Origin of the sequence: Shimia sp. (assembly GCF_039969785.1) — a bacterium.
In the GTDB taxonomy this organism is placed as follows: Bacteria; Pseudomonadota; Alphaproteobacteria; order Rhodobacterales; family Rhodobacteraceae; genus Shimia.
Map to the genome: position 1 here is coordinate 92,854 of NZ_JBDVNC010000014.1, position 25,228 is coordinate 118,081.

21 protein-coding genes, 2 tRNA genes and 1 pseudogene are annotated in these 25,228 nt (G+C 55.6%); 13 read left to right on the forward strand and 11 right to left on the reverse strand.

Annotation, left to right across the window (positions count from 1 at the left end; all coding sequences use genetic code 11):
- Nucleotides 1–225 precede the first annotated feature (225 nt).
- The 4 genes from ABJI08_RS06415 (at nucleotide 226) to ABJI08_RS06430 (ending at nucleotide 4,547) form a co-directional block, all read left to right on the forward strand.
- A complete protein-coding gene (locus ABJI08_RS06415; RefSeq protein WP_348400998.1) occupies nucleotides 226–1,185 on the forward strand; it encodes an L-malyl-CoA/beta-methylmalyl-CoA lyase in 960 nt (319 codons plus the stop codon).
- Nucleotides 1,186–1,471: 286 nt separating this feature from the next.
- A complete protein-coding gene (locus ABJI08_RS06420; protein WP_348400999.1) occupies nucleotides 1,472–2,077 on the forward strand; it encodes a LysE family translocator in 606 nt (201 codons plus the stop codon).
- A gap of 141 nt (nucleotides 2,078–2,218) precedes the next feature.
- The gene (locus tag ABJI08_RS06425) at nucleotides 2,219–3,181 is read left to right on the forward strand and encodes an acetyl-CoA carboxylase carboxyltransferase subunit alpha (protein ID WP_348401000.1); all 963 of its coding nucleotides are present in this window, start codon (nucleotides 2,219–2,221) and stop codon (nucleotides 3,179–3,181) included.
- 40 nt (nucleotides 3,182–3,221) lie between these two features.
- Complete coding sequence (locus ABJI08_RS06430; protein WP_348401001.1) at nucleotides 3,222–4,547, forward strand: MFS transporter; 1,326 nt, start codon at nucleotides 3,222–3,224, stop codon at nucleotides 4,545–4,547.
- A gap of 100 nt (nucleotides 4,548–4,647) precedes the next feature.
- Here ABJI08_RS06430 and ABJI08_RS06435 read toward each other — a convergent pair whose 3' ends face one another.
- Together ABJI08_RS06435 and ABJI08_RS06440 are read right to left on the reverse strand one after the other, a co-directional pair.
- Nucleotides 4,648–5,298, reverse strand: a complete 651-nt coding sequence (locus ABJI08_RS06435) for a GntR family transcriptional regulator (protein ID WP_348401020.1) — start codon at nucleotides 5,296–5,298, stop codon at nucleotides 4,648–4,650.
- A 34-nt stretch (nucleotides 5,299–5,332) separates the two neighbouring features.
- Nucleotides 5,333–6,040 (reverse strand): SprT family zinc-dependent metalloprotease, encoded by a 708-nt coding sequence (locus ABJI08_RS06440; RefSeq protein ID WP_348401002.1) that lies wholly within the window; start codon nucleotides 6,038–6,040, stop codon nucleotides 5,333–5,335.
- Between the two features lie 108 nt (nucleotides 6,041–6,148).
- Between ABJI08_RS06440 and ABJI08_RS06445 the strand changes: the two genes are divergently transcribed.
- Together ABJI08_RS06445 and ABJI08_RS06450 are read left to right on the forward strand one after the other, a co-directional pair.
- Nucleotides 6,149–6,475 (forward strand): TIGR02300 family protein, encoded by a 327-nt coding sequence (locus tag ABJI08_RS06445; RefSeq protein ID WP_348401003.1) that lies wholly within the window; start codon nucleotides 6,149–6,151, stop codon nucleotides 6,473–6,475.
- An 84-nt stretch (nucleotides 6,476–6,559) separates the two neighbouring features.
- A tRNA-Ala gene (locus tag ABJI08_RS06450) sits at nucleotides 6,560–6,635 on the forward strand.
- A 201-nt stretch (nucleotides 6,636–6,836) separates the two neighbouring features.
- Here the strand turns inward: ABJI08_RS06450 and ABJI08_RS06455 are convergent.
- Together ABJI08_RS06455 and ABJI08_RS06460 are read right to left on the reverse strand one after the other, a co-directional pair.
- Nucleotides 6,837–7,433: a histidine phosphatase family protein gene (locus tag ABJI08_RS06455; protein WP_348401004.1), complete on the reverse strand. Its 597-nt coding sequence runs from the start codon at nucleotides 7,431–7,433 to the stop codon at nucleotides 6,837–6,839.
- A 48-nt stretch (nucleotides 7,434–7,481) separates the two neighbouring features.
- Nucleotides 7,482–8,285, reverse strand: a complete 804-nt coding sequence (locus tag ABJI08_RS06460) for a methyltransferase domain-containing protein (RefSeq protein ID WP_348401005.1) — start codon at nucleotides 8,283–8,285, stop codon at nucleotides 7,482–7,484.
- 310 nt (nucleotides 8,286–8,595) lie between these two features.
- Between ABJI08_RS06460 and betC the strand changes: the two genes are divergently transcribed.
- A complete protein-coding gene (gene betC, locus ABJI08_RS06465; RefSeq protein ID WP_348401006.1) occupies nucleotides 8,596–10,131 on the forward strand; it encodes a choline-sulfatase in 1,536 nt (511 codons plus the stop codon).
- Nucleotides 10,132–10,178: 47 nt separating this feature from the next.
- On the opposite strand, the gene ABJI08_RS06470 is transcribed toward betC, so the two are convergent.
- Nucleotides 10,179–11,504 carry an aspartate aminotransferase family protein gene (locus tag ABJI08_RS06470; protein ID WP_348401007.1) on the reverse strand — a complete coding sequence of 442 codons (1,326 nt, stop codon included), beginning with the start codon at nucleotides 11,502–11,504 and terminating at the stop codon, nucleotides 10,179–10,181.
- Nucleotides 11,501–12,259 (reverse strand): 3-keto-5-aminohexanoate cleavage protein, encoded by a 759-nt coding sequence (locus tag ABJI08_RS06475; protein ID WP_348401008.1) that lies wholly within the window; start codon nucleotides 12,257–12,259, stop codon nucleotides 11,501–11,503. The genes ABJI08_RS06470 and ABJI08_RS06475 overlap by 4 nt, the downstream gene beginning before the upstream one ends.
- Before the next feature lie 634 nt (nucleotides 12,260–12,893).
- On the opposite strand from ABJI08_RS06475, the gene ABJI08_RS06480 reads away from it, so the two are divergent.
- A tRNA-Ser gene (locus ABJI08_RS06480) sits at nucleotides 12,894–12,983 on the forward strand.
- Nucleotides 12,984–13,132: 149 nt separating this feature from the next.
- Entirely contained in the window at nucleotides 13,133–14,404 is a 1,272-nt protein-coding gene (locus tag ABJI08_RS06485) for a tyrosine-type recombinase/integrase (protein ID WP_348401009.1), read from the forward strand.
- On the opposite strand, the gene ABJI08_RS06490 is transcribed toward ABJI08_RS06485, so the two are convergent.
- Nucleotides 14,401–14,568, reverse strand: a complete 168-nt coding sequence (locus ABJI08_RS06490) for a hypothetical protein (protein ID WP_348401010.1) — start codon at nucleotides 14,566–14,568, stop codon at nucleotides 14,401–14,403. The genes ABJI08_RS06485 and ABJI08_RS06490 overlap by 4 nt on opposite strands.
- Nucleotides 14,569–14,918: 350 nt before the next feature.
- On the opposite strand from ABJI08_RS06490, the pseudogene ABJI08_RS06495 reads away from it, so the two are divergent.
- Nucleotides 14,919–15,692 (forward strand): annotated as a pseudogene (locus ABJI08_RS06495) (DDE-type integrase/transposase/recombinase); the annotation flags it as partial.
- Between the two features lie 210 nt (nucleotides 15,693–15,902).
- Here ABJI08_RS06495 and ABJI08_RS06500 read toward each other — a convergent pair.
- Complete coding sequence (locus ABJI08_RS06500; protein WP_348401011.1) at nucleotides 15,903–16,871, reverse strand: SMP-30/gluconolactonase/LRE family protein; 969 nt, start codon at nucleotides 16,869–16,871, stop codon at nucleotides 15,903–15,905.
- Nucleotides 16,872–16,949: 78 nt separating this feature from the next.
- Between ABJI08_RS06500 and ABJI08_RS06505 the strand changes: the two genes are divergently transcribed.
- A complete protein-coding gene (locus ABJI08_RS06505; protein WP_348401012.1) occupies nucleotides 16,950–18,065 on the forward strand; it encodes a hypothetical protein in 1,116 nt (371 codons plus the stop codon).
- Between the two features lie 299 nt (nucleotides 18,066–18,364).
- Here the strand turns inward: ABJI08_RS06505 and ABJI08_RS06510 are convergent, their stop codons facing one another.
- Both ABJI08_RS06510 and ABJI08_RS06515 read right to left on the reverse strand, forming a co-directional pair.
- The gene (locus tag ABJI08_RS06510) at nucleotides 18,365–21,808 is read right to left on the reverse strand and encodes an AAA family ATPase (RefSeq protein WP_348401013.1); all 3,444 of its coding nucleotides are present in this window, start codon (nucleotides 21,806–21,808) and stop codon (nucleotides 18,365–18,367) included.
- On the reverse strand, nucleotides 21,808–23,055 hold the full coding sequence (locus tag ABJI08_RS06515) for a DNA repair exonuclease (protein ID WP_348401014.1): 1,248 nt from the start codon (nucleotides 23,053–23,055) through the stop codon (nucleotides 21,808–21,810). The genes ABJI08_RS06510 and ABJI08_RS06515 overlap by 1 nt, the downstream gene beginning before the upstream one ends.
- A gap of 204 nt (nucleotides 23,056–23,259) precedes the next feature.
- Here ABJI08_RS06515 and ABJI08_RS06520 point away from each other — a divergent pair, with 204 nt between their 5' ends.
- On the forward strand, nucleotides 23,260–23,661 hold the full coding sequence (locus ABJI08_RS06520; protein ID WP_348401015.1) for an XRE family transcriptional regulator: 402 nt from the start codon (nucleotides 23,260–23,262) through the stop codon (nucleotides 23,659–23,661).
- Between the two features lie 599 nt (nucleotides 23,662–24,260).
- On the opposite strand, the gene ABJI08_RS06525 is transcribed toward ABJI08_RS06520, so the two are convergent.
- Nucleotides 24,261–24,434 (reverse strand): hypothetical protein, encoded by a 174-nt coding sequence (locus ABJI08_RS06525; RefSeq protein ID WP_348401016.1) that lies wholly within the window; start codon nucleotides 24,432–24,434, stop codon nucleotides 24,261–24,263.
- A gap of 97 nt (nucleotides 24,435–24,531) precedes the next feature.
- Here ABJI08_RS06525 and ABJI08_RS06530 point away from each other — a divergent pair, with 97 nt between their 5' ends.
- Nucleotides 24,532–24,936, forward strand: a complete 405-nt coding sequence (locus ABJI08_RS06530; protein WP_348401017.1) for a helix-turn-helix domain-containing protein — start codon at nucleotides 24,532–24,534, stop codon at nucleotides 24,934–24,936.
- The last annotated feature ends 292 nt before the right edge of the window (nucleotides 24,937–25,228 follow it).

Below are 25,228 nucleotides of genomic sequence, written 5' to 3' on the forward strand. Positions count from 1 at the left end.
GGCTTTGGCCCGGCACGGTGAATACGGCACAGGATACATCTCCTCAGGCGATTCTGTATGCTCTTTCGCGGACGGTTCAGAAATCATCAATTTTCGTCCAAAATGGCGCGACACTGCGTTGCAGCGAAAATCGCTGCAGGTGCAAAATCCCGCTTGCAGTCGTGTGCGTAATTTAATAACTCATTACGTGAAAAAAACGTAATTTCCTTACCTAGAGGAGCCGTCATGAGCTTTCGCATTCAGCCCGCCGCCCCGGCACGTCCCAACCGGTGTCAATTGTTCGGCCCCGCTTCAAACACCAAACTGTTCGCCAAGATGGCCGTGTCAGCCGCCGATGTGATCAATATCGATCTCGAAGACTCGGTTGCCCCATCCGACAAAGATGTTGCGCGCGCCAATGCGATTGAGGCGATCAATTCCATCGATTGGGGTAAGAAAACCCTGTCTGTGCGCATCAACGGATTGGACACGCCTTATTGGTACCGTGATGTTGTCGACCTTTTGGAACAGGCGGGCGACCGTTTGGATCAGATCATGATCCCCAAAGTGGGCTGCGCAGAAGACATCTACGCCGTGGATGCGCTGGTCACGGCGATTGAACGGGCCAAGGGGCGCACAAAGCCTATTGCCTTTGAGGTGATCATCGAATCTGCCGCCGGTATCGCACATGTCGAAGCGATTGCAGCGGCGTCACCCCGTCTTGAGGCGATGAGCCTTGGCGCTGCAGATTTTGCGGCATCCATGGGGATGCAAACCACCGGAATCGGCGGCACGCAGGAAAACTATTACATGGTGCGCGACGGTGAAAAGCATTGGTCGGACCCCTGGCATTGGGCACAAGCCGCCATTGTCGCGGCGTGCCGGACACATGGGGTTCTGCCGGTCGACGGGCCATTTGGCGATTTCTCGGACGACGATGGGTATATCGCGCAGGCCAAACGCTCGGCGACCTTGGGTATGGTGGGCAAATGGGCGATTCACCCCAAGCAAATTGCGCTCGCCAACCAGGTCTTTACGCCGTCTGAAGAGGCCGTAAATGAAGCGCGTGAGATTCTGGCGGCCATGGAGCAGGCCAAGGCAAACGGTGAAGGCGCGACTGTTTACAAAGGTCGCCTTGTCGATATTGCCTCGATCAAACAGGCCGAAGTCATCGTGGCCCAATCCGAACTGATCGCAGCCGGTTAAAACACCGCATAAGACACCGCAAAACGGGGCCACACGCGCCCCGTTTTTAGTGCCCGCGCTCAACGTCTCGCTCGACGAGAGTCTTAAAACGCGCCCCGGTCTTCATTTTGCCAAAAATACTCAAAACGCGCCGAAGGCGCCGGGCCCAACCAGAGGCGCGGCCGCAGGCCGCAACGATGGGCGGGAGCCCCGCCGTCACTGCAACATCCGAAATGTTCAGGATTTGTGAACGAGGCGTCACAAAATTGCATTTCCAAATTGTCCGAATTGCCGACAAACTCAAGCGATGACCCAAGACCTGCTTTTCGCCTTTATCCTGTTTGCCTTTGTGTCTTCCATTACTCCGGGCCCCAATAATCTGATGCTGATGGCATCGGGTGCCAATTTTGGATTTGCCCGAAGCATTCCACATATGTTGGGCATTGGCATTGGATTTGTGGTGATGATCCTGTTGGTCGGCTTCGGCCTGATTCAGGTCTTTGATGCATTCCCTGTGGCGCATACGCTGCTCAAAGTCGTTTCGGTGGCCTATCTGTTGTGGCTGGCGCTGAAAATTGCCCGCGCAGGTGCGCCGCGTGGTGCGCAAGAGGACGGCACACCGATTACGTTTGTGCAGGCCGCGCTGTTTCAATGGGTCAACCCCAAGGCGTGGACAATGGCGCTGACTGCGATCACGCTTTATGCACCCGACCGGTCCTTGTGGGCCATTGGATTGGTGGCCGCCGTCTTTGGGGCGATTAATCTGCCTTGCGTCAGCAGCTGGACGGTGTTGGGCCAACAAATGCGCCGCCTGCTGACGTCGCCGACGCGCTTGCGCCTTTTTAACTGGAGCATGGCGGCTTTGCTTGTCGCGTCGCTGTATCCCGTGGTGATGCCCGCCGTTGCCGGGTAATACGGTAAAGCGCTGAGTTCCGACCGTCAGACACGGGCAATCTCTGCGAACAGACGGGTGTGACTTCCTTGTTTGCGCCCCGTTGCAATTACGCGCCGTCAGCGTCATATAGCGAAGGCGTATGGCAGCCCGGAGACCCCGATGACCAACTATCTCGATTTCGAAAAACCGCTCGCCGAAATTGAAGGCAAAGCCGAAGAATTACGGGCGATGGCACGCCAGAACGAAGAGATGGATGTGGCCGACGAAGCCGCCGCGCTGGACCGTAAAGCGGCTGATTTGCTGGTTGATCTCTACAAAGACCTGACCCCCTGGCGCAAATGCCAGGTGGCGCGTCACCCGGAGCGTCCGCATTGCAAAGATTATATTGACGCCTTGTTCAGCGAATACACGCCACTGGCCGGTGATCGCAACTTTGCCGATGACCATGCAGTGATGGGCGGACTGGCCCGTTTTAACGACACCCCCGTGATGGTGATCGGCCATGAAAAAGGCACTGACACGAAATCACGGATCGAACGGAATTTTGGCATGGCGCGCCCCGAGGGGTATCGCAAGGCGATCCGGCTGATGGAACTGGCCGACAAGTTTGGCCTGCCTGTGGTCACGCTGGTGGACACGCCGGGTGCCTATCCGGGCAAGGGCGCCGAAGAGCGCGGCCAGTCTGAGGCGATTGCGCGTTCAACAGAAAAATGCCTGCAGATTGGTGTGCCGCTGGTTTCCGTCGTGATCGGCGAGGGCGGATCGGGCGGTGCGGTGGCCTTTGCCACGGCCAACCGGGTCGCAATGCTGGAACACTCGGTTTATTCGGTGATCACGCCCGAGGGCTGTGCGTCAATCCTTTGGAAAGATGCCGAACGCATGCGTGAGGCTGCCGAGGCTTTGCGTCTGACGGCGCAGGATCTGAAAAAACTGGGCGTGACGGATCAGATCATTCAGGAGCCCAATGGTGGCGCGCACCGCGATCCCAGCGCGACAATTGAAGCCGTTGGCCGATCAATTGCGGCCATGTTGAAAGACATTGAAAAACTGGATGCAAAGCAGTTGATCAAAGCGCGGCGCGAGAAATTTCTGGAACTTGGATCCAGCGGACTGGCTGCCTGAAAACTCTTGCCCGGCGCTGGTTCGGCGCTAGGGTAACCCTATGTGGCGTGTCCTGAAACATCCTGATTTTGCGCATCTGTTTGGTGCACAGGTGGTGGCCCTGGCGGGCACTGGTTTGCTGACCGTGGCGTTGGGGTTGCTGGCCTATGATCTGGCCGGACCGGCGGCAGGGGCCGTATTGGGCACCGCCTATGCCATTAAGATGATCGCCTATGTCGGGCTGTCCCCAATCACCGGCGCGCTGGTGGTCCGGATGCCGCGCCGCGCAGTATTGATCGCGATGGATGTTATCCGTATTGGCGTGGCGCTGTGCCTGCCATTTGTTGAAACAGTCACGCAAGTCTACATCCTGATTTTTGTTCTGCAGGCGGCGTCAGCGACTTTCACGCCCACCTTTCAGGCGACCATTCCCGATATTCTGGAGGATGAGGCCGATTATACGCGCGGGCTTTCGCTGTCTCGAATGGCCTATGATCTGGAAAATCTGGTGTCGCCCGCGCTGGCGGGCTTATTGCTTTTGGTGATGAGCTATCACGGGCTTTTTGTAGGGACAGCGCTGGGGTTTGCAGGCTCGATCCTTTTGATCCGCAGGGCGCACATACCCAGCCGATCAGATGCGGTTTCGCGCCCGTTTCATCAGCGTGTCACGCGCGGGATCTGGATTTACCTGAACACGCCACGTTTGCGCGGGCTACTGGCTTTTAATCTGGGAGCCGCCGCGGTCAGTGCCTTTGTGCTGGTCAATACGGTGGTGTTGGTGCGGGAATCCTATGGGCTAAACGAGACCGGGCTGGCGCTGGCGATGGCGGCGTATGGCGCGGGCAGCATGGTGGTCGCGCTGGTGTTGCCGATGGTTCTGGACCGGGTAAGGGACCGTCGTGTCATGGCCTTTGCGTCATCCTCGCTGGCGGCGTTGACGGTGGGCCATGGAATTTGGATTGGTGTGTTTGGCGTGCTGGAATGGCCGGCGTTTCTGCTTCTGTGGGCGGTCTCTGGTGCGCTTTATTCCGCGATCCTGACGCCGTCGGGCCGGTTGTTGCGCCGGTCTGCAAACGCCGAGGATCGACCGGCCGTTTTCACGGCGCAGTTTGCGCTGAGTCACGCATGCTGGCTGATTACCTATCCTTTGGCCGGCTATGTCGCGTATTGGAGCGCGCTTTGGGTTTCGATGCTGTTGATGGGAATTATCGCGGCGGGCGGGACCGCCCTGGCGTTGTCCTTGTGGCGCTCAACCGGGCAGGTGTTGGATCATGCCCATCCTGATTTGCCCGAGGATCACCCGCATGTGCAAGCGCATGGCGGGCGTCAACATCGGCATGCGTTTGTGATCGACGACGAACACCGCGTCTGGCCCACTCAAGGGTAGCGGTGGCTCAGCAAAGCTGAGCCTGTGGGGGCGCGGCCCCCGTCGCCTGTGGCGACTCCCCCGGAGTATTTGTGGCAAAATGAAAATGGCGCGTGGCGTGTTAACGGGCGAGCAGGCGCAGGCCCTGTGTCACGTCAGAGCGCACTGCAAGGCGCAGGCCCGGTTCGTCGCCTGCGCGCAATGCGGCAATGATCAGGCGGTGGAAATGGGGTGGGTCGGTTTTACGTAAACGGCCGTAGAGCGCGCGCATGGTTGGCCCCAGTTGCAGCCAGACGGTTTCGGCCATGGCCAGCATCGCAGGCGCCTGAGCGCGCAGGTAAAGCGTGCGGTGGAATTCGAGATTTGACTGGATATAGGCCACAGCATCACGCCGTGACACTGCATCGGCCACCGCACCGTTGATCGACGTTAAGCGATCAATCAGTGCCATATGCGCGCGGGGCAGGGCGCGGCTGGCCAGTTCAACCTCAAGCAAGGCACGCAGCGCTGCCAGCTCTTCGAGCCGTTCGCTGGTCAGTTCGGGGGTGGATACACGCCCGGAATTGGACAGAAACAGCGCGCCTTCGGCCACGAGACGGCGCACCGCTTCGCGGGCCGGGGTCATAGAGACGTCGAATTCTTTGCCAATACCGCGCAGGGTGAGCGCCTGACCCGGGCTGAGTTTGCCGTACATGATCCGGGTGCGCAGGGTGCGGTAGACCCGATCATGGGCCGAGGTGGCGGCGTCTTGGGGTTGGCGGGTCACATGCATCATTTGTTAAATGTGATCACAAAGTGCGGGAAGGTCAATCCGGCTTGTCAGTTTGCGTGAACCGGTATTTGTGCAGATCTTGTCCGTGATCACGCAACCAGCGGCGCTGAGCATCATAGGGGCCGTGAATCCGCTCGACCAGGGTCCAAAAGGCCGGGGCGTGGTTCATTTCCACAAGATGCGCAACCTCGTGCGCTGCAACATAGTCGAGCACGGCCGGTGGGGCCATGATCAGCCGCCATGAAAACATCAGCGCTTTGGCAGAGGAGCACGAGCCCCAGCGCGACCGGGTGTCACGCAAGGTGAGCCGGGAATGAGCGCGGCCCAGCGTTTGTTCGTAATGCTCAACAGCTTCGCAAAGACGATGGCGGGCGAGTTCCTTGAGAAAGCCCTGCGCGCGGGCGCCGATTCGGGGTTCCGTACCCGGAACCGCAAGCGTGTCGTCCCCCAGCACCACGCGGCGGCCTTTGCCGGGTACGATCGTGCGCATACGCCCGGCGACGGGTAGTGCCGTGCCTGGGCACACAATAACACTTGTCGGGCTTTTGTCCTGCTGGGCACGCAGCCAGCTTTGTTTTTCCTGTGCAAAAGCCAGTGCTTCGCGCTCGGAAACGCCATTGGGCACAGTGAGCGTGACCTTGCCATCCAAACGTGACACCCGCAGGCTAATCCGCCGGGCGCGGGCGGATTTGCGCAAAAAGACCGTCAGGGGCGGTTCTCCGGAGAGGATATGTTGCGTCATGCACGCTCCTTGGCCGGTTCTGGCGCGGTACCCTTTGACACGCCCTCATTGTTATGGCAGATGGCGCGGACCGTCGACAAGACTCACACCGATTAAAGGGGATCACCCATGCCCAAAGAAGAATGGGGCGTCAAGCGCGTGTGCCCAACTACTGGCAAGCGTTTCTATGACCTGAACAAGAACCCGATTGTCAGCCCGTATACGGGAGACGTCGTTGAAGTTGAAGCCGGCAAAAGCCGGATGATTTCGGCTGATGCTGAGGATGCGGAAACGCTGAAAGCAAAAGCCATGAACGGCGGCGATTCTGACGCTGTTCTGGAAGATGATGAAAACGTGGATCTGGAACTGGAAGATGATGTTCTGGACGACGAAGAAGACGATAACGTGCCGTTGGAAGAGATCGCCGACGTGCCTGCAAACGACGACGAAAATTAATCAGACGGGGCGGGATTTTTCACTTGATCCCGCCCCGGCGAGCGCCTAAATAGGCGCGCACAAGCAAGGAAACTTGCTGGTTTTGGGGCCTTAGCTCAGCTGGGAGAGCGCTACAATGGCATTGTAGAGGTCAGGAGTTCGATCCTCCTAGGCTCCACCAAAACCTCCACTCTAATTGCCCAATCTGCGGGCTGGCTGTGACCGGCATAATGGTTCTTTTTGACAGGGCGATATTCATTTTTCGACAGGAGTCCCGGCCCGGGCAGAACAATTGCCAATTCGAGCAGCGATGAAAAATGAAAAAAGCCCCATTGGTCAAGTTCTACGTACTACGCCAGCGTTGGTTGTCGCTTAGTATATGTTAATTAACGAAATCAGCGGTACCTTTGGACAGTTCAAAGAACCCATCTTGAGGTTCTTTTAAGTCAAAGATGTCCTGTTCGGACAACCCCAAAAAAATACCGCGGAACACCCGCGAAGTTAAGCCGTGGCACACAACTATGGTTGTTTCAGCAAGCGATACACCCGCATACCATTCGGACACGCGCGCATGTACATCAGAATATGACTCACCGGCCGGTGCCGGGACGTTCCAACGGTCAGACGACCGCGCGTGCCATTCTTCCGGATAACGTTCTTTGATCTCGGTTGTGGTTAGTCCCTCCCACGATCCAAAGCTGCATTCCATCAGTCGAGGTTCATTGATGACGACATCCGCAGGCAAGCCCAGCTCTTTGATCATAATCGAAGCGGTTTGTTTTGCTCGCCCAAGTGTGCTGGAGAAAACGGCTATTTGTTCACAATTGGGGCGATGTTGCTGCAGTCGTTTTGCATTCTCAACGGCCTGAACACGACCTCGTTCTGTTAAGGGAGAGTCCAGGTGGCCCTGTCTTCTTCCTTGTGTATTCCACTCGGTTTCGCCATGCCGAAAAAGGTAGATGGCTGTGCCAGCGCTCATATCAGATGAGCCTCCTAATGCGATTTCCCAAAACGGGATCAATCGGATCTAGCATCGTTCTGACTTTTCGCCAGTCACGATGAATTGTGGGGCTGTGGCGAGATAGGCCTGGTCAGCCTGGGCCGATTTGATGCATTGCCAGACTTTGTCGATGTCGGGTTCTGACAAATGGCCGCTTTCCAGCGCATAGTTGGCCATGTTGCGGATCATGCCGGTCAGGCGACCGTCGACATCTGGTTCGGCGTGGATGGACACTTCTAAGTTCTGAAAGCCTGTATCGGCAAAATCGTGGTGCAGTTTGCGGCCCATGTCGGCGTTCTTGCAAGCATGCGACGCCGCTTTGACAAAGGTGCGCCAGTCATCATGGTCGACCGGTTCCACGACCATCATGTACCAGTCGCCTTCGATCACATGCGCCCGCCCGCCCGGCTTCAGAACCCGGTAGAATTCGCGCAACGTGGCCGCCGGATCGTCGACATACATCAGCGTGTTACGTGCGGTGATGCAATCGAGCGTATTGTCTGCGAGCGGCAGCGTAACGCCGTCACTTTCCAGCGCCTGAAACCAGTCAGATACACCCGCATCCTTTGCGTTGGCACGGGCAATATCCAGAAATTCAGGATTTATGTCAAAGGCATACACTTGTCCTGTGCGGCCGACACGACGCGCAAATTCCGCCGCGACCCAACCGGGGCCGCAGCCAAAATCGCCAACAATCAATCCATTTTCAATCTGGGCGCCTTGGTACACAAGCTCGGCGTTATTGTTCCATTTGAAACCGTCGCGATAGGTGGACATGCGCGTTGGATTGATGTCGCGCCAATGGGCTTTGTAAAACGGGTCCGTTGTCATTTATGAACACCTGAAATGGTCATTTGAGATCACTTTAGCACAGATTTTTGTGAAGGGTCGTAAGTGGTTGCTTGGGCTGTGTAAACCGGAGCGGGTGATTAACGCGTCGCTTTTGACCATTTGGCGTGCCGCGAACCGGCTTGACCGATCCCTGAGATATATCCCAATCTGATTGTGGTTTCACTTTTCCTGAAGGTCTGCATGTCTGAGCCCTGTTGTACGGGTCATCCCGCGATCAAGCCGATGCATTTTGAACCGCCCCCCGGGGCGTGCGGTTCATTTTTGCGTTGGTTCACACAGGAGAAAACACATGCCCAAACGCCCCAATATCGTGGTCATCATGGCCGATCAACTGGCGCCTCATTTTTGTGGTGCTTACGGACACAGAACTGCCAAAACGCCGCATTTGGATGCGCTTGCCAGTAAAGGCATGCGATTTGACGCGGCCTATTGCAACTCGCCGTTATGCGCGCCGTCGCGGTTTTCGTTCATGTCCGGACAGCATATCAGCCGGATCGCGGCTTATGACAATGCCTCGGAATTTCGTGCTTCAGTACCGACATTTGCGCATTATCTCAAAGCGTTAGGGTATCGTACTTGTTTGTCGGGCAAGATGCATTTTGTCGGGCCGGATCAGAAACACGGCTTTGAGGATCGTGTCACAACAGATGTGTACCCGTCAGATTTTGCGTGGACCCCGGATTGGGAAGCGCATGATGAGCGGATCGATAAGTGGTATCACAACATGCAGACCGTCAAGGAGAGCGGTGTGGCGCAGGCCACGTATCAGATCGATTACGACGAAGAGGTTGGCTTTGCTGCGCGGCGGTGGCTGATGGATGTGGGCCGCAGTCGAACGACGGGTGATGACAGCCCGTTTGCGATGGTTGCCAGCTTTATCCACCCGCATGATCCCTATGTAGCGCGACCGGAATGGTGGGATCTGTATTCAGATGACTATATTGATTTGCCAGAATTCGAGCTGACACCGGATCAGCAAGACCCGTTTTCAAGACGGGTCATGGATGGGATCGAGGCAAGCTATGTGCCTTTGACGAAAGAAGAAATTCGCAATGCACGGCATGGGTATCTGGCCAATGTGAGCTATTTTGACAGCAAGATCGGATTGCTTGTCAAAACGCTGGAAGAGATCGGAGAGCTGGACAATACGATTGTGATTGTCACCGCGGATCATGGCGACATGCTGGGTGAGCGCGGGCTCTGGTATAAGATGAATTTCTTTGAACATTCGGCGCGGGTTCCCTTGGTCATAACCGGGCCGGGTGTGGCCAAAGGCGTGGCGTCAAATGCCTGTTCACTGGTGGATTTATTACCTACTTTCATAGAGATAGCGGGGGGTGACGATGCCGTGTTAGGAGAGCCTGTCGATGGGCGTAGTCTGATGCCGCTAGCGCGAGGAGAAGATGATCCCGTCGACGAGGCCATCGGTGAATACTGCGCGGAGATGACGCCGTGGCCTGTGTTCATGATCCGGCGTGGGGCCTTGAAATACATCCATTGCGACCCTGATCCACCTCAGCTTTACGATCTGTCCAATGACCCACAGGAAAAGGTCAATCTGGCAGGTGATCCAGAATATAGCGAGGTTTCTCAGGGGTTTGCAGCAGAAGTCGCCGCGCGGTGGGACAGCGAAAAGCTGCGCGACAATGTGATCGCCACCCAGAAATCGCGCCGTGCGTTACATGCGGCGATGGATGCCGGGGCTGGGGAGGATTGGGATTACAACCCGCCATCGGATGCGAGCCAGCAATATGTGCGCAATCACATGGATTGGACCGTTGCTGACAAATTCTATCGGTTCCCGCCAGTAAAGAACGACGGTTGAGACGGCGTTGCCAAAGGTGAAAATCCGCCTTCGGCAACGCGTCGGTATTACGTCGGTATTACATCGGTGATGGCGCGCTCAAGGCTGTCGAGCGCGCCGTTCAGTTCTGCCTCGGTCGAGATGAAAGGCGGGGCCAGCATGACGTGATCGCCATGCCTGCCATCGCGTGTGCCGGGCATTGGATAACAGATCAGCCCATGACCAATCGCCGCTTTCTTGAGCCTGCCAGCCAGACCCAGTACCGGGTCAAAGGGCTGTTTTGTGTCGCGGTCGGATACGAATTCCAGACCCCAGAACAGACCGCGTCCGCGAATGTCGCCAATATGGGGGTGCTGACCAAAGCGGCGCCTGAGTTCTGTTTCCAGATAGGTGCCCCGCTGGCGCACCTGTGCCACAAGATCATTGTCGAGCAGTTCGCGCAGAACCGCCAAACCAGCCGCCGCAGCAACCGGGTGGCCATTATAGGTGTGGCCGTGCTGAAAGAACCCGGTACCTGACGCAATCGCATCGTAAATTTTGCGGGTACAGAGCATGGCGCCGATGGGTTGATACCCGGCGCCCAAACCCTTGGCGGTTGTCAGGATGTCGGGGGCGATGCCTTCGGCGTCGCAGGCAAAGAGATGCCCGGTGCGCCCCATGCCGCACATGACCTCGTCCAGTATCAGCAACACGCCATACTGGTCGCAGATTTCGCGAATACGGGCATAGTAGCCTTCGACCGGTGGAACCGCGCCCAAAGTCGCGCCGACGACCGGCTCGGCCATGAACGCCATGACGGTATCCGGGCCAAGACGCAGGATTTCGTCTTCCAGCTCTTGCGCGACGCGCTGCCCGTACGCGTCAGGCGTTTCGTCGGCGTGGCGGTCGGCATATTCAAAACAGGGGGCGATATGTGTAACGTCAACAAGCAGTGGCGAGAATTGCTGGCGGCGCCATTCATTGCCGCCCGCGGCAAGCGCCCCCAGCGTATTGCCGTGATAGCTTTGACGGCGGGCAATCAAGTGACGGCGTTGGGGTTCACCGTTTTCGATATGGTACTGCCGGGCCAGTTTGATCGCGCTTTCCACTGCTTCGGACCCGCCCGAGACGAAATAGGCGCGATCTAGTGTGCCGGGTGCGTTTGCAATCAGCAGGTCTGCGAGATCTTCGGCAGGATCTGAGGTGAAGAAACCGGTATGGGCAAAGGCCAGCGTGTCGATCTGGGCTTTGACGGCGTCGGCGACCCGGGCATTGGAATGACCAAGGCAGGACACGGCCGCGCCGCCTGAACCATCAAAGTATCGCTTACCGTCAGCATCGATCAGAAAACACCCATCACCCGCTGTGGCGGTGGGCAGAGAAGCGTGGCAGTGGCGTGGGAAAACGTGGCTCATGAACGGCGCCTTTCGAGCAGTTGGATGAGAGATGTCACAGAGGCAGCATTGTCGGTGTGCGGCGACCCATCGGCCGTCACGAGGCTGTTTTCAAAGCCGACGCGCAGGTTCCCGCCCTTTTGGGCGGCGTGTGCCAGACAGGCATGTTCGCGCGGCCCAAAGGCGCAGAGCATCCAGTTTGCGACGTCAGGCAGCGCGTTCAGAAACGGATCAAGATCGGACGGGTTAGAGGTTTGACCCGCGCTGTAGCGGCCCAGCACAAACAAAACGCTGGACTGATCCGGGCGCACAATGCCGGTCGCCATCAGCTGTGTAAGCAGGGCAATGTCATCCGTATCATAGAGGATGTGCTGCACGTCGCAGCCCATGTCGGCACAGGCCGCGTATATCCGCGGCGCCAGATCCGGGTTGCGCAAGGTTTCGCGTACTGAAATCGACGCCCAGCCCGGACGCACCTGCTCCAGACAGGCAAGCTGTTGGGCCACGTCATAGATGCCTGCGGCCTCGGTCGTGATCTGAACGCGCATGGTGGGAACGCTATGAGCAAGTTCGTCGAGCGCTTCGCGGTAACGCCCGGCGTCCAGAGAATGTGTGCCTGTGTCGTCGCGGACATGCAGGTGCAGCGCCTGCGCGCCTGCCGCATGGCACGCCTGCGCAGTTTGAAGGATTTCGGGCAAGGTCAGGGGAAGTGCAGGGTGATCCGCCTTGTCGCGCCGCGCCCCATTGGGTGCGACCATGATGATTGGATGGGTCATATTTGATGTCCAGAAGGCGTGTTATCGCCGGATTGAAGTCGCGCACCAGAATGTCGGAATTATTAGGCGAGTCAATGTTACCGATGGTGATGAAAGTATCATTCAGCCGGTTGCCTCCGAAACCCAATCGCTTTTGGCAAAAGTCGGTCTTGCACCCTTCTGCGTGCTCGCTTTGGTGTCGGTGTAGTCAAGAGGCTGCAAAGCAAGGTGCCACACAACAATTGCATGATAGTGATTTTGAACCTGCCATATTTCGGGAAAATGCAGCACATCGTATTGGGTGGCGTCGCTGGCGAAATGATTCTGGACGTCCTTATGAGGTCACATAGTGATCTAGAGTAGCACAGGGCGATTAAGCCAACTCCAAGCGACTAGCTTTCGGGGGAGATTACAGCCGGTGTGGCATATTTTTTGCCCGTGTTCGACGCATGAATAAGATGACGCGAAGCAATCATTATTGTTTATATTCAGTTGGTTACGGGTTTTCTTCTCCCTACAGGCATCCGTTCTGCGTCGGTTTGTGGGAATTTGGGAAGCTCCCCTCTTGCAGCCAGAAGAATTTCGTCAAATCTGGTTCGATATTCCTCAAAAATGGTCTTGTACTTCCTTTGCCAGCAAGGATATACCCGTCGGCGGAGACGTGGCCGAGTGGTCGAAGGCGCTCCCCTGCTAAGGGAGTATACCGGAAACGGTATCGAGGGTTCGAATCCCTTCGTCTCCGCCATCAATCAACGGCGTAAAAATAGATTAAGCCTTTGTAATAATTCGTGAAATAGTAAAATTAGCGCGTCAGGATTAGTTTCATCCATCGATTTTGCTATACACATCGCTATACATTCTGCTTTACATTGTTGACCGAGCAGTGAGGCAAGAATGGCGATCAAACCCCGCGGTAAAAAGCTTTCTCTCTACAGAAGAGTCCCCAAAAGGTATGAATCCGTCGAGGCGCGCAAGTTCATCTGGCTGGCCTTGCACACGGACAGCATGTCCGAAGCAGAGGTGAAGGCTGGCCCGGCGTGGGAGCAGTTGATCGCTGGCTGGGAGGCCAAGCTAGCCGGCGACACATCGGATGCGGAGCAAAGGTTCGAAGCGGCTCGTGAACTGGCAGAGGCGCGTAGCTTTCGGTACGTGCGCGTCGACAGAGTCGCAACACTGCCCACTGACCAACTTCTAGAGCGGATCGACGCAGTCTCCGTCCGCAAAGGCAAGCCTGACTTGAAGGAGGCAGCAGCGCTTCTCGGTGGTGCCAGGGAGCCCGAGATCACTGTCACCCGGGCCCTTGAGCTTTATTGGGACTTGGCGCGGGAGAAGACCCTTGGGAAGAGCAAGGATCAGGTTCGCAAGTGGGAGAATCCGTACAAAAAAGCCATTCGCACATTCATTAGCGTTGTCGGCGACAAACCGATTTCGGCCATATCCGGCGACGACATGCTTGACTTTCGCGCCTGGTGGCTCGATCGGCTCCAGCATGAAGGCCTATCGCCCGGGAGTGCGAACAAGGACCTTATCCATCTTGGGAAGGTCCTGAAGACAGTTAACAAAATGAAACGGTTGAACTTGCTTCTTCCCCTGTCCGATCTCAGTTTCAAAGAAAGTGAAGCCTCAGCGAGACCTCCATTCTCGGACGATTGGATCCGTGGCAAGATCTTAGCGCCAGGCTCCTTGGACGGACTGAACAAGGATGCGCGCTGCATTTTGCTCTCCATGATCAATACAGGTGCTCGACCGAGCGAACTCGCAGCTCTGACGAGTCACCAGATAAACCTTGAAGGGAGCGTGCCGCATATATCCATTGAACCTGTCGAGCGTCAGCTCAAGAGCGCCAATGCGCGTCGGGTGATACCGCTCTGCGGTGTTAGTCTGGAAGCCATACGTACCTGCCCGGACGGCTTCCCCCGCTATCGGGACAGTTCCGCCAGCTTGTCAGCGACAGTGAATAAATTCCTGCGCGGAAATGGCTTGATGGAGACTCCAAAGCACACACTCTACAGCCTACGTCACAGCTTCGAGGACCGTATGCTGGCCGCAGGGTTCGATGATCGCATCCGGCGCGATCTGATGGGGCATGCGCTAGATCGGGAACGATATGGCAAGGGAGCGAGCCTGGACCACTTGCGGGGGCTCATTCAGGCGACGGCCTTTTAGCGCCTGGCGATGGCCTTCGCGCGCTGGATTGTGTCGCCCTGGTTTTTGAAAAGGGCGATTTCACGCTCGATCCTCTCGAAGACCGGCAGATAAACCGGGTCTTCAATAACCAATAAGGCCGCCTTGCTATATGCGGCTTGCAGAGTATCCAGATTGACGTGCATGTTTTAACTATAGCAACCCAAACGTCGGATGCAGAAAATTCCCAAAAAAATCTGTTGTCCCCTCTCAAAAGACTGACATTGGACACGGATTCGGCCAAGTGGCGTGAGCTGAATCCTTGTTAAAATACTGAAAATAAATTACTTCCCGCCACGCATCCCCAACTTCAATATCGCTATATTTGAGACATGCAGCACGCGCTGTGTCACATTTGAGAGAGCGAAAATGACCAAGAAACCACACGAAGAAACTCCTTTAGCAAAATACATCGAACGCAGGATGCTCGAGCTAAAACCTACGAAGTCCCAGCTCCAGATCGCTACCGAGGCCGGCTACACATGAGGGAATTTACGTGGAAACTATCGGCAAGGATGGTGAGGTTGAATTGGAATGGCTGTGTTCGCCACTGGCCGTTGTAGCCAGTGGCCGAAATGTCCAGCATGCGAGTTGGAGCCGCTGCATTGAGTTCGTGAATCCCGAGGACGTCGTGCGACGCCGCTACGTTCTCGAAAAAGACTTGACCTTTGGCTTTAACAAAGTGCTCGCAGACCTTTGTGACCAAGGTCTCAAGATCGCCAGAGGAACGCCCGCGCGCAGACAGCTGAATGAGCTTATCGCCGGCTGGACACCCGTTGGGCGCTATGAGTCAATTGGTCGGCTTGGATGGGCGGACGCGACCTGCAAGGCCTTCGTACTGGGCGATAAGCGCGTCGTTGGCAAGGCGAACACAGTTTTTCTGAACCCGGTAGTGCGAACGCGTAAACACAAAGTCACAACCGATAACGATCACATGTTCAACATCGCGCCGAACCTGTTGGATCGCGACTTCAACGATGATGCCCCAAACCAAAAGTGGGCTGGTGACCTCAGCTATATCTGGGCGTGAGAAGGTTGGTTGTATCTCGGCGTCATCCTGGACCTGCATTCCAGCCGCGTTATTGGTTGGGCCGTGAGCAATCGGATGAAACGGGACTTGGCAATCCGGGCTTTGAAGATGGCGATTGCGTTCCGTGCGCCACCTAAGGACTGCATCCATCGCACGGATCGTGGGTCGCAATATTGTTCGCACGATTACCAGAAGATCCTGCGCCAACATGGCTTCAAACCGTCGATGAGCGGCAAGGGTATGCCAATCCAGATAACAGAAATTCAGAACCGTCAAACGTCATTCGCTGGATCATTGGCTATGGGGTGGGCAAGAAGACCGGCATCCCGTGCGCCCTGAAAGTACGCCCGCGAGGTGGGTTTCAGGTACATCGGTTGCGGTATGGAGATAGGTGTTTACGGTAGGCAATGCTCCAGGTTGAGATACATGCGGGAATTGCCGGAAGTGCAATCAACCTCCCGTCACTCCGGCGATATTAACATAAAGAGCGTAGACAGAATGGCTTGCAGCCATGAAAAGCCGACTGTTTGCACGACCTCCAAAGCAGAGGTTGGCGCAGCGTTCGGGCAAGGCAATGCGACCGATGGAGGTTCCGTCCGGGGCGAAGATCATCACTCCATCCAACTCTGCCTCGCCCATGCCCCAACCGCACCAGAGATTGCCATCCACATCTACGCGGAACCCGTCTGGCGTTCCCGGCCCGGCGTCGATCATCACGCGCTTGTTCTGAATCGAGACCCCGTCCGTGCCCACGTCATAGGCCAAGATCTTGCGCGTCGGTACGCCCCGCGATTCCACGATATAGAGGACCGTTTCGTCGGGGTTGAAAGCCAACCCGTTTGGTCCAAAAATGTCATCAGCAACGACGCTCAGCGCCCCTGTGTTGGGATCTAGCCGATAAACGTTTTGGCCCAGCTCGGGTTCAGCTCGGTGGCCTTCGTAGTTGCCAAGTATGCCGAATGGCGGATCGGTGAACCAAATGCTGCCATCGGATTTGACAATCACGTCATTAGGCGAATTGAGCCTTTTGCCGTCATAGCTATCTGCCAACACCGTTATGGAACCGTCATATTCCGTGCGTGTCACCCGTCGCCCGCCATGTTCGCAGGTGATCAGGCGGCCCTGCCGATCGCGTGTTTGACCATTCGCGAAATTCGATGGTTGGCGAAACGCGGATGACAGCCCAGTAACTTCATCCCAGCGCATGATCCGGTTGTTTGGAATATCACTCCACAAAAGGTAACGTCCATCACCATACCACACAGGCCCCTCGCACCAGCGACAGCCGGTTGCCAACCGCTCGACCCCGGCCAAAGGCAACCTGTATCGATCAAAGCGCGGATCGAGCGAGATCACGGAAGGATCGGGATATCGCTGGGAAGTTTGCCAGCTGTTTGTTTCGTCGTGTTTGTCAGTCATAGATAAGCCTCTGTTCATTGGCTTGCTCAGGTTAAGTGACCGGTTTCAAATTTCAAAGGGCGCGTTAATTTAATTGCTTTGCTCATCATTCGGTTTTGTCCCCGCAGCGGTCTTTGCCCGACCTTCCGCCTGTGTCGCTCTCGCTGGAATCTGCAATTGGTGCCGATATCCGACGCGTTTTCTGGTCCTTTGGTCGTGGACTGGAAAAACGCATCAGAGCTCGACCAAAGTTGGGAAGAGATCATAGAGAGTCTGGAACAGGAAAATCCCACTGTACCAAAACGACTGGTTTTGCCGGGTGGGATGGGATCCTGGCTCGAGCAAGACAACAAGCCTGGGCTTGAAGATATACTTGCGCGAGAGCTCGATATGTCAGCACCAGACTGGAAGGCCCTGACTGGGAAACTGTCAAGCCGTTCTTTTGGTGAGTATGCTCTCTCGAGTGATGGCGAATTTCCAAGTGAGCTACCTCAATCCGCGCATTATTTGCTTCAAGACGCAATCAGTCTCGCTGAAAAAGACGTCCATGAACGACTTGCAGGAGAAGGAACACGAGATAACCAATCCCTACGGTTTCTGACCTGGCTTTTCCATATGTGCCCAGAATGGATCGTGCCGCATCTGTTAGACGGAGCTGAGGCGCAAACGGGAAATCATACCTTTGTACAATCCGGTGGATCACGCGGTCTCATGCTGCAGGGAATAGGAAGAACAGCACGTGATCCGAAGCATCAAGAGCGCGCTTTCAGGCACCTATTATCACTTCCTTTGGAGAGGTGGAAAAAGGACCAGATCGCCTGCGCCGCATTTATGCTATCGCGCACAGACAGTGCACCGTTGCTTCTGGAACGCAGCGAAGTCAATTTCCTAGCAGAAGTTGCAGAAATGAAAGTGCTCGAGGCAATCGGGCGAGATTTTACTTCGGCCTACATTTATGGCCCTTACCTGCTGGTCGGTTTGTTGCGTTGGCGGTTACGCGACCCCTGGGCACTCGTTGTTGGCCAAGATCCAGTTGCTGATCGTTTAGCATCTGCCACCCGTGAATTGGCCATGTTTTTGTCCAAGCGCAAATTCCATGATGGGCGCTTGGAACGCTACCACAGGATCCTTGAGCAAGTCTGTGAAGAGTTGGAAGGCAAGGGTAGCAATCCGGATATTCTGATTGATTTGGAAAGTCTGGCTTCCGGTAAATGAGAATGACGACGGACAATCCCGCTTCAGGCGTCACTTCTGCTGGTCGCTCTAGTAAAACAGGGGCTAAACGATTCCTTTGCCCTGTTCGCCATCATGACTGGCGGTCGTTTTTCTTTGTATCTCGGGGTGGAGGATTTACCATGGCATGTTGGCGGATTCGCACTGTTAGGGAATGGTTGAATTATTACATGCAAGATGGGACCACGGCTGTTGCGACCGAGAGAAGAATAGTGGGCCTGTTGAGTTCTGCTAGGGTGCAGGCCGCGGGAGCTTGTCTGCAAAAGTGATTAAAAGGTGATTCAAATCGGCAACTCGTGGATGCGCACACTTGGGCAAATTTTCTGTGCAATATCACACACATGGGTATGGTGCGTCAGGTAGATCACCTGGCCGGTTTCGCTCATCTTTGCCAAAAGCCCAAACGCTTCAGCCGCACGGTCATCGTCGAAGCTCTCCATTATGTCATCCGCGACAAATGGAACTGGTCCGTTGTTGCGAACAAACTCGTGATACCCCGCGATCCTTAGAGCCAGGTAGAGCTGCGCGCGCGTGCCGTCAGAAAGCTGATCAGCTTCCTTGGAGCCGCCCTCTGCAGCCAGTGCTACGAGAACCTCGCGTGCGCCGTCCGGTTGTGCGGCAAGGCCGGAATAGCGCCCGCGAGACATGGCGCGAAACGCCTCAGATGCGCGTTCCAACATGCCGCTGCGATGGGTGTCGCGATATTGTCTGAGTGCGGCATCGACCGCAAGCAGGCCAAGCCGTCGTTGAAGGTTTTGCCGTGCGCCATCCTCCATCTCCAGAAGGAGTGTCTGGCGCTGCTCCTCAAGCCGGGCAACGGCTTCATCGCCACCGATATTCTCTAGGGCATCCTCGGCATTACGAAAGCCCGTGTGCGCCTCTTCCTGATCTGACCTCAGAGTTTTCAAATCTGTTCGAAGGCTCTCTGCACGTGCTTCCAATTCTATCTCATCGGTCCCTTTCAGCCGTTCCAGCGCTTCTTCAGTCTTTCCGGCATGCATCTGGGCACACAGATCTGCAGCGCATTCATTGCGGCTTTTTACCAGCAGAGTGCGGTCGCCGGCACGAGTCAGTGCTTCACGGGCCTGCTGCCAGGTGTCCACTTGGAAAAAGCTTGCGAACTCTTCCGTTCTGGTGCGATGGATTCTTGCCTTTCGATTGAGGTCAGCTTGGGCCAGCGTTGCATTTTCCAGTCGCTTCTCAAGATCGGCGCGCTGGCTTTGACTGACTTCGGCCAATCGCAGTCGTTGCTTTATATCGTGCCACATCTCATGAGCTGGGCCTTCTTTGGTTATGCCGAGACGTTCACTCAGCCTGTTGACCGCATTCTTGAATTGGTCGCTGTCTGTCTGCATTGCAGCGATGCGGTGGTCCAGTTCGGTTGCTCGGTCGTGGTGGCGGCGTAATTGATCCAACTCTGCGAGGACAGCGCGCATAACTGAGACATTGGGCAATGTTTTCGCCATCCAGGTTTCCGCACAGGCCGCTTTCCATTCGGATTGCCACTCAGCCATGGACGCCTTGGCTTCGTCCATGGATTTTGCGCGCCGCGTCAGTTCTTGCTGTGCAATCACATCTGCTTCACTCAGGGCCTCGATCTTAGTCTTGCGATCCAATAGCGACTGCGCTGTTTCCAGCACGAGGGTCAGGTCAGTTGTCTCCGGCAAGTCACGTCCAGCCTGTGACAGTGCAAGCAAGAGCCCGGAACGTGCACGGTCAACCGAGCGTTTGCAGCCAGAGACCTTGCGATGGGCTTCACTACGGTTACGCAAAGCTTCGTGGGCTTGGTCGAGTTTTGTCAGCCACGCCAAAAATAGTGCGATATTCATGTCCGAGGGCAGGAGTGTGGACATGCCCGTCACTATCCCAGCAAGGGTGGTGGCCAGCTCATCGTGTCGCGTTTCAGCCTCCTTAACACGAGTTTTCGCCGCATCGACCAGTCGCTTCGCTTCAATTAGAGCACGTTCGGACTCTTGTGCCATTTCCGCCCGTGTCCGCTGATCAGTGATGGTGGCGGCCACCTGATCATCAAGTCGCATCGCCTCTTCGAAGCGATCCGCAGTTTCGTTGTTGAGTTTGGCCCTATGATGGCCCCATTCCGTCTCACGTCGTGCCCGGACCTTTGCCGCGTCTTCCAGAGTAATAGTGGCCGTGGCATCGGCTTCCGCCAGACGAGATTCACGCTGCACGACGTCTTCTTCAAGTCGCTCAAGCGTTTCTCGCTCGCGCTGGGTCTCTTTTGCCGCATTCTCCAAATCTGCCGCTAAGCGTTCAAGAGTAGAGCGGCTGGGGCGGACCAGACTTTCGGCTGCGGTGCCATCTCCTGACCATGGGGCAAGTGCTATGAGTCTTTCCTGCCAATCTGCTTCGACGTCGGCCAGCATTTCTAACGAGCGATCGAGCGATCCAACTGGATCATCACGACGGGTGTTTTGAACCAGGCCAACAAGCGCACCCAAATCAGCCGCACTTCCGCCGGCCTTGTTCAGACGCTGCGCGGTCTGCTCAGCGTCCACCCGAGCGCGCTCCAGTTCTTCGGCAGCACTGGCCAGTTTTGTTGCGACGCCGGAATGTTGTTCGACCAGACCGCGAAGGCGACCCAAGACGGTGACCTGCGGCAGCACTGTGGCAGGGTCGACACCCGCCTGATCCAAACGGGCAAGGCTGTCTCGGATTGCGTGGTCCTCTGCATCCCGTTCCTTCACGCGCTTCGGCAGGTCCACCAATGCGGTATCATAGGCGGATTTCAGGTTTTCCGTGCTCGCGATGGCATCGCTTGCTTCAAGAATGCCGTTGTCCTGCGGGATCCTGCCCAGATCGACTTGAAGTTCATTCACCGTCTTTGCCGTGGTCTCCAAGAGTGTTGCCATTTCCGTTTCAGCGCGGTCCAGTGCCGCCAACTCTTCGAGCCAGCCCTTAGGCGGAACAGGCGTGTCTCCGAGATCAGCAATATTGCCATCGAAACGTTTTAGACGAATGGCCAGCGGTAATGCGCCTGATAATCGCTCGGTCTCAAGAAGTTTGGCCTGTGCTGCTTCGGCCGTTTTCCGGGCGTTCTGCCAGATGGCCTGCGCTGCATCACGCTCTTTTGCCATTCGGGCAAATTCTGGCGCGGCGGTATCCAGACCCTTTATCCGGACACCAAGTTCGTCAAATTCAGCCCGCAACTCTTTCAGCCGCCCTTTGCGTCCTGTCGCGTTCAGGAACTCCATGGATTCCTCACGCAACGTGCTGAGCTGTGTTGTAAGATCGCTCAGCCCGGCGCTGGCTTGAAACAGCAACTCTCCCAGATCGCCTTCGCTGGCCAGGATGCTCTCGCCGCCCTCGTCGAGTGTCTGCCGGTTGAGAGAGAACATTGCCGCATAAGACGACCGGTCAAGGCCGCGCAAGCCGCCATGCAACAAGGCCTCGCCGATCGGAGAGCCATGAGCATCCAGCAAAGAATGGCCGCGTTTCTTGATCCTGATGACGTCGTGTATGCGTCCGTCAATCTCAAGCGCAGCACCGAGCTTCATCGAAGAGTAAGGGTGCAGAAAACCCATAGAGCTACGCACCGGGATCTGGAACAACAGGTCGAGCCAGCCCGAAAGCAGCGTAGATTTGCCGGCCTCATTGGCGCCGTAGATCACGTGCAGATCGGGTTTTCCGCTTTCCTTGGTGCCAAAAGGCAGGCTCAGTTCGGTGAATTTTCCGTAGCGGGTCAGATCGAGACAATTTAGGCGCATCACTCAGCCTCCGCCTCTTCAAGGCGAGCGAGTATATCCATTGCACCTTGCTTCATCGCATCGTCGAGTGCGGCGGCAACCTGCTCTTCGCTGTCCCCGATGAATCCTCGCAATTCACGCGGCAAATGCTTGAGGATAAGGTCGATTTCGGCCTGCACGCTGGGATCGTCGGCTTTTGCGGTGCCCTGCGTCACTAGGGCAATCATGTCGCCCACTGCGCCGCCAGGTTTAATGCCCTCATCCGGTTGCAAAGCGATCTCTACCTTGTCTATCCAAATGGTTCCGATCTGTTCTGCAATGTGTTGCGCCTCACCGCGCAGCAGGTCGGCATCCCTGTTGGCGCGCCAAGCCAAGGAAGATTGCCCTACGAGTATTGGTCGCACGATCAGGTTCTCGCCTAAAAATTCGTGCCGCGCTGTCTTCAGTGTCTGTTTCAGAGTATCCACAAGCACGCTCCAGTCAGAGATTGCATTGCAATCGATTGCAAGCCGTTCGAACTGAGCGACAGCCACTTCCCGTTCCTGCTGGCTGACCATGCCGTCATCATCCACCGAGACGAGAGTTACCGATTTTGGTCCTGCTTCGCCTATATCGCGCCCTTGTGGAATGCCGGGCATCACCACAGTTGTTTTCCCCGGATGAACCGAGCGTTTGTGAATATGCCCTAATGCCCAATAGTCATACCCGGTTTGTTGCAAGTCGGCGAGCGCACATGGGGCGTATGGGTCGTGTCCGGTGGCGCCGTCCAGGCTTGTATGCAAAATGCCAATATTAAATACATTTGGAACTGGTGAGTTGAAATGGCCCAGCAGGCTCTCCGGGGCATGGGGCAGTCGAAATGAAATGCCGTGGATAGCGACGGCGTGGTCATTCAGCGTTGCTTCAAGGGTTTCAGCCCGGCCAGAGAAAACCTTGAGTGCGTCTGGCAGAACCAATTCACGGGTTATCTTGGAGGAGGCGTCGTGATTTCCTCGGATCAGGAAGGCGAGAATACCACTTGCTGTCAGTCGCTCCATCTCCTGAGCGAGAAAACGTGCCGTCTTCATCGATGTCTGGCTGCCATCGTAAAGGTCGCCGGCGATCACCAAAGCGTGAACCTCCTCGGAAATGCACAAATCGATAATGCGCGACAGTGCGGTCCTAGTGGCGTTGCCGATCAACTCTGCCAAACCTGGGTCACGTAGCGCAAGTGATTTCAAGGGCGAGTCGAGATGAATGTCAGCTGTGTGAACAAATTTGAATGCCACGGAGATGCCTCAGAGAAAATGAGCCGATAGGAGAGTTAGAGGACGCGAGACGCATTTGGTCAAGTTGAGAATGGAACAAAATCAGTTGCATAACATGGTGGAGACCAATTCGTTTGAGTTCTGCATGTCCCTCGAAATCCCCATACACGCCGTCGCTATAAAGAATGCAAGCAGCGCAGCTGCGTCACATCTATGAGGATAGCGATGAACAAGAAACCACATGAAACCACCAAGCTGGCCAAGTATGTCGAACGCCGTGTGCTTGAGCTGAAACCAAAGAAATCTCAGTTACAGATCGCGAGCGAAACCGGTTTTCCGAACGCTAACATGGTGACCATGATCAAAAACGGCACCAGCAAGCTGGCTATGGATCGTGTGCCGTCGATGGCACGTGCTCTGGAGTGTGATCCTGCCTATCTGATGCGGCTGGCTATGGAGCAGGCGATGGGTGACACAGCGGCAGAGGCCATCGTGGAGGTTTTTGACACACCGGTGACCAAAAATGAACTTGGCTGGTTGCAGGTGATCCGCGAGGCTTCAAATAACACGGATCCCCGGCTGACCGGCAGATCTCAGACAGCCATCAAAGCAATCTTCGGGAGATAGGTGCAGGATGAATGACAATGATGACCTCACACCTAATGAGCGCGCCTGGTTGCGCTTTCTACGCGATGTGAGCAACGATCGCGACCCACGACCTACCTTGCGCCGCGTGCAGCTTCTGAGACGTATCTGTGTGCCTCGGCGGGAGTGACGGTAATCGGGAAATGCCTGCCGGCGAGGAAAGGCTGGATCGGGGCACCTCGCCGGATCCACGAACGACGTTTACATAGGTAGCCTAATGTTTACATGAGTAAAACAGTTGGAAACCTTCAGAACCCAAAATCGGGTGATTTAGCCCTGTTTTCGACCTCTAAGGTTTACCCTATGTTTACATTAAGTTGACAAAATCGGCCCGAAAAACAAGAAAATCGCGATTATGTAAATCTTTCGCTGCGACATCCTCAATGGAACAAGGGGTTTCCTCTTTAACCGTCGATGATTTGATCTAGGGCGTTCGTTCAATTTGGGCCAATTTAGCGCAAGCGCCCACTTAAGCGGGCATAGATGCGACCGCTTTGATGGCTCATAGGGGTTGAACCAGGATGCTGAGGAGTGTCGCATTCTGGATCGTTCATAGGAGCGTTGCTTCCCGCCAGGAGACCTCACTGGACGTCACCTGGCGGGAAGCAATACGCCCAGACCAGAGACTGCGCACCAGCGCTTTCGATTGGCGCGCGTTCCGCCTTTAGAACGGCGTTTGACAGGTTAGACATAAGGGCGTCCTGTTGGTCTTTGCTCAGGGCGTTTTGCGGGGCTGTTACGTGAATATGTGGCATTGTTCGGTTCCTTTCGATATATATATTGCGAAATGCAATACGTGATTCTTAAACTTACGTATTGCATAATGCAACATTTAATTTTAGAACCCTACAAATGAGCAAAGAAATCAAAAAGCGAGAGACCGGTTGCCCCATAGCATTTGGTCTCGATACATTCGGAGATCGGTGGAGCCTGCTGGTCATCCGCGAGATCATGCTGCGTGGAAAACGCACTTACAGCGAGTTTCTGGAGGCAGATGAAGGCATCGCGACAAACATTCTGATTGCGCGCCTCAAGCATCTGGAAGCCGAAGGGATATTGCTTAAATCCCGTGACCCGGAAAACCGCCGCGCGTTTATATATGCGCTAACCCAAAAGGGGCGAGACCTTGCCCCAATCCTGATCGAAATCATCATCTGGAGCGGGCTGCATGATGATAGGCCCTATGCACTTCGCAATGTCTTAGAGAAGATAAATGCGGACCGCGAGGGTTTCGAGGCGGCGCTCAAAGCGGGATAGAAAACGTGTGAGCCAATCTCATAAATGCACAGTGCTTCTCAACAAGCCGACGTTTGTTAGATTGCAGTGCAGGTTAAGACCAACTGATCACGCGCGCTTGCGTCTCTTGAGATACTTTAGAGCTGACTAAGTATTCACTTTTTAGAATATTATTCTCGACGAGGAGAAAACCACGATTTATAGATAGGTGAAGGCCACAGGAGGCAAAAGATGCAAAAATCTTCGCTCAATCAAATTGAGTTTATCCGTCAACCTGTCCGCCAGATATTCTCTGCCATTATCCTCGGATCTG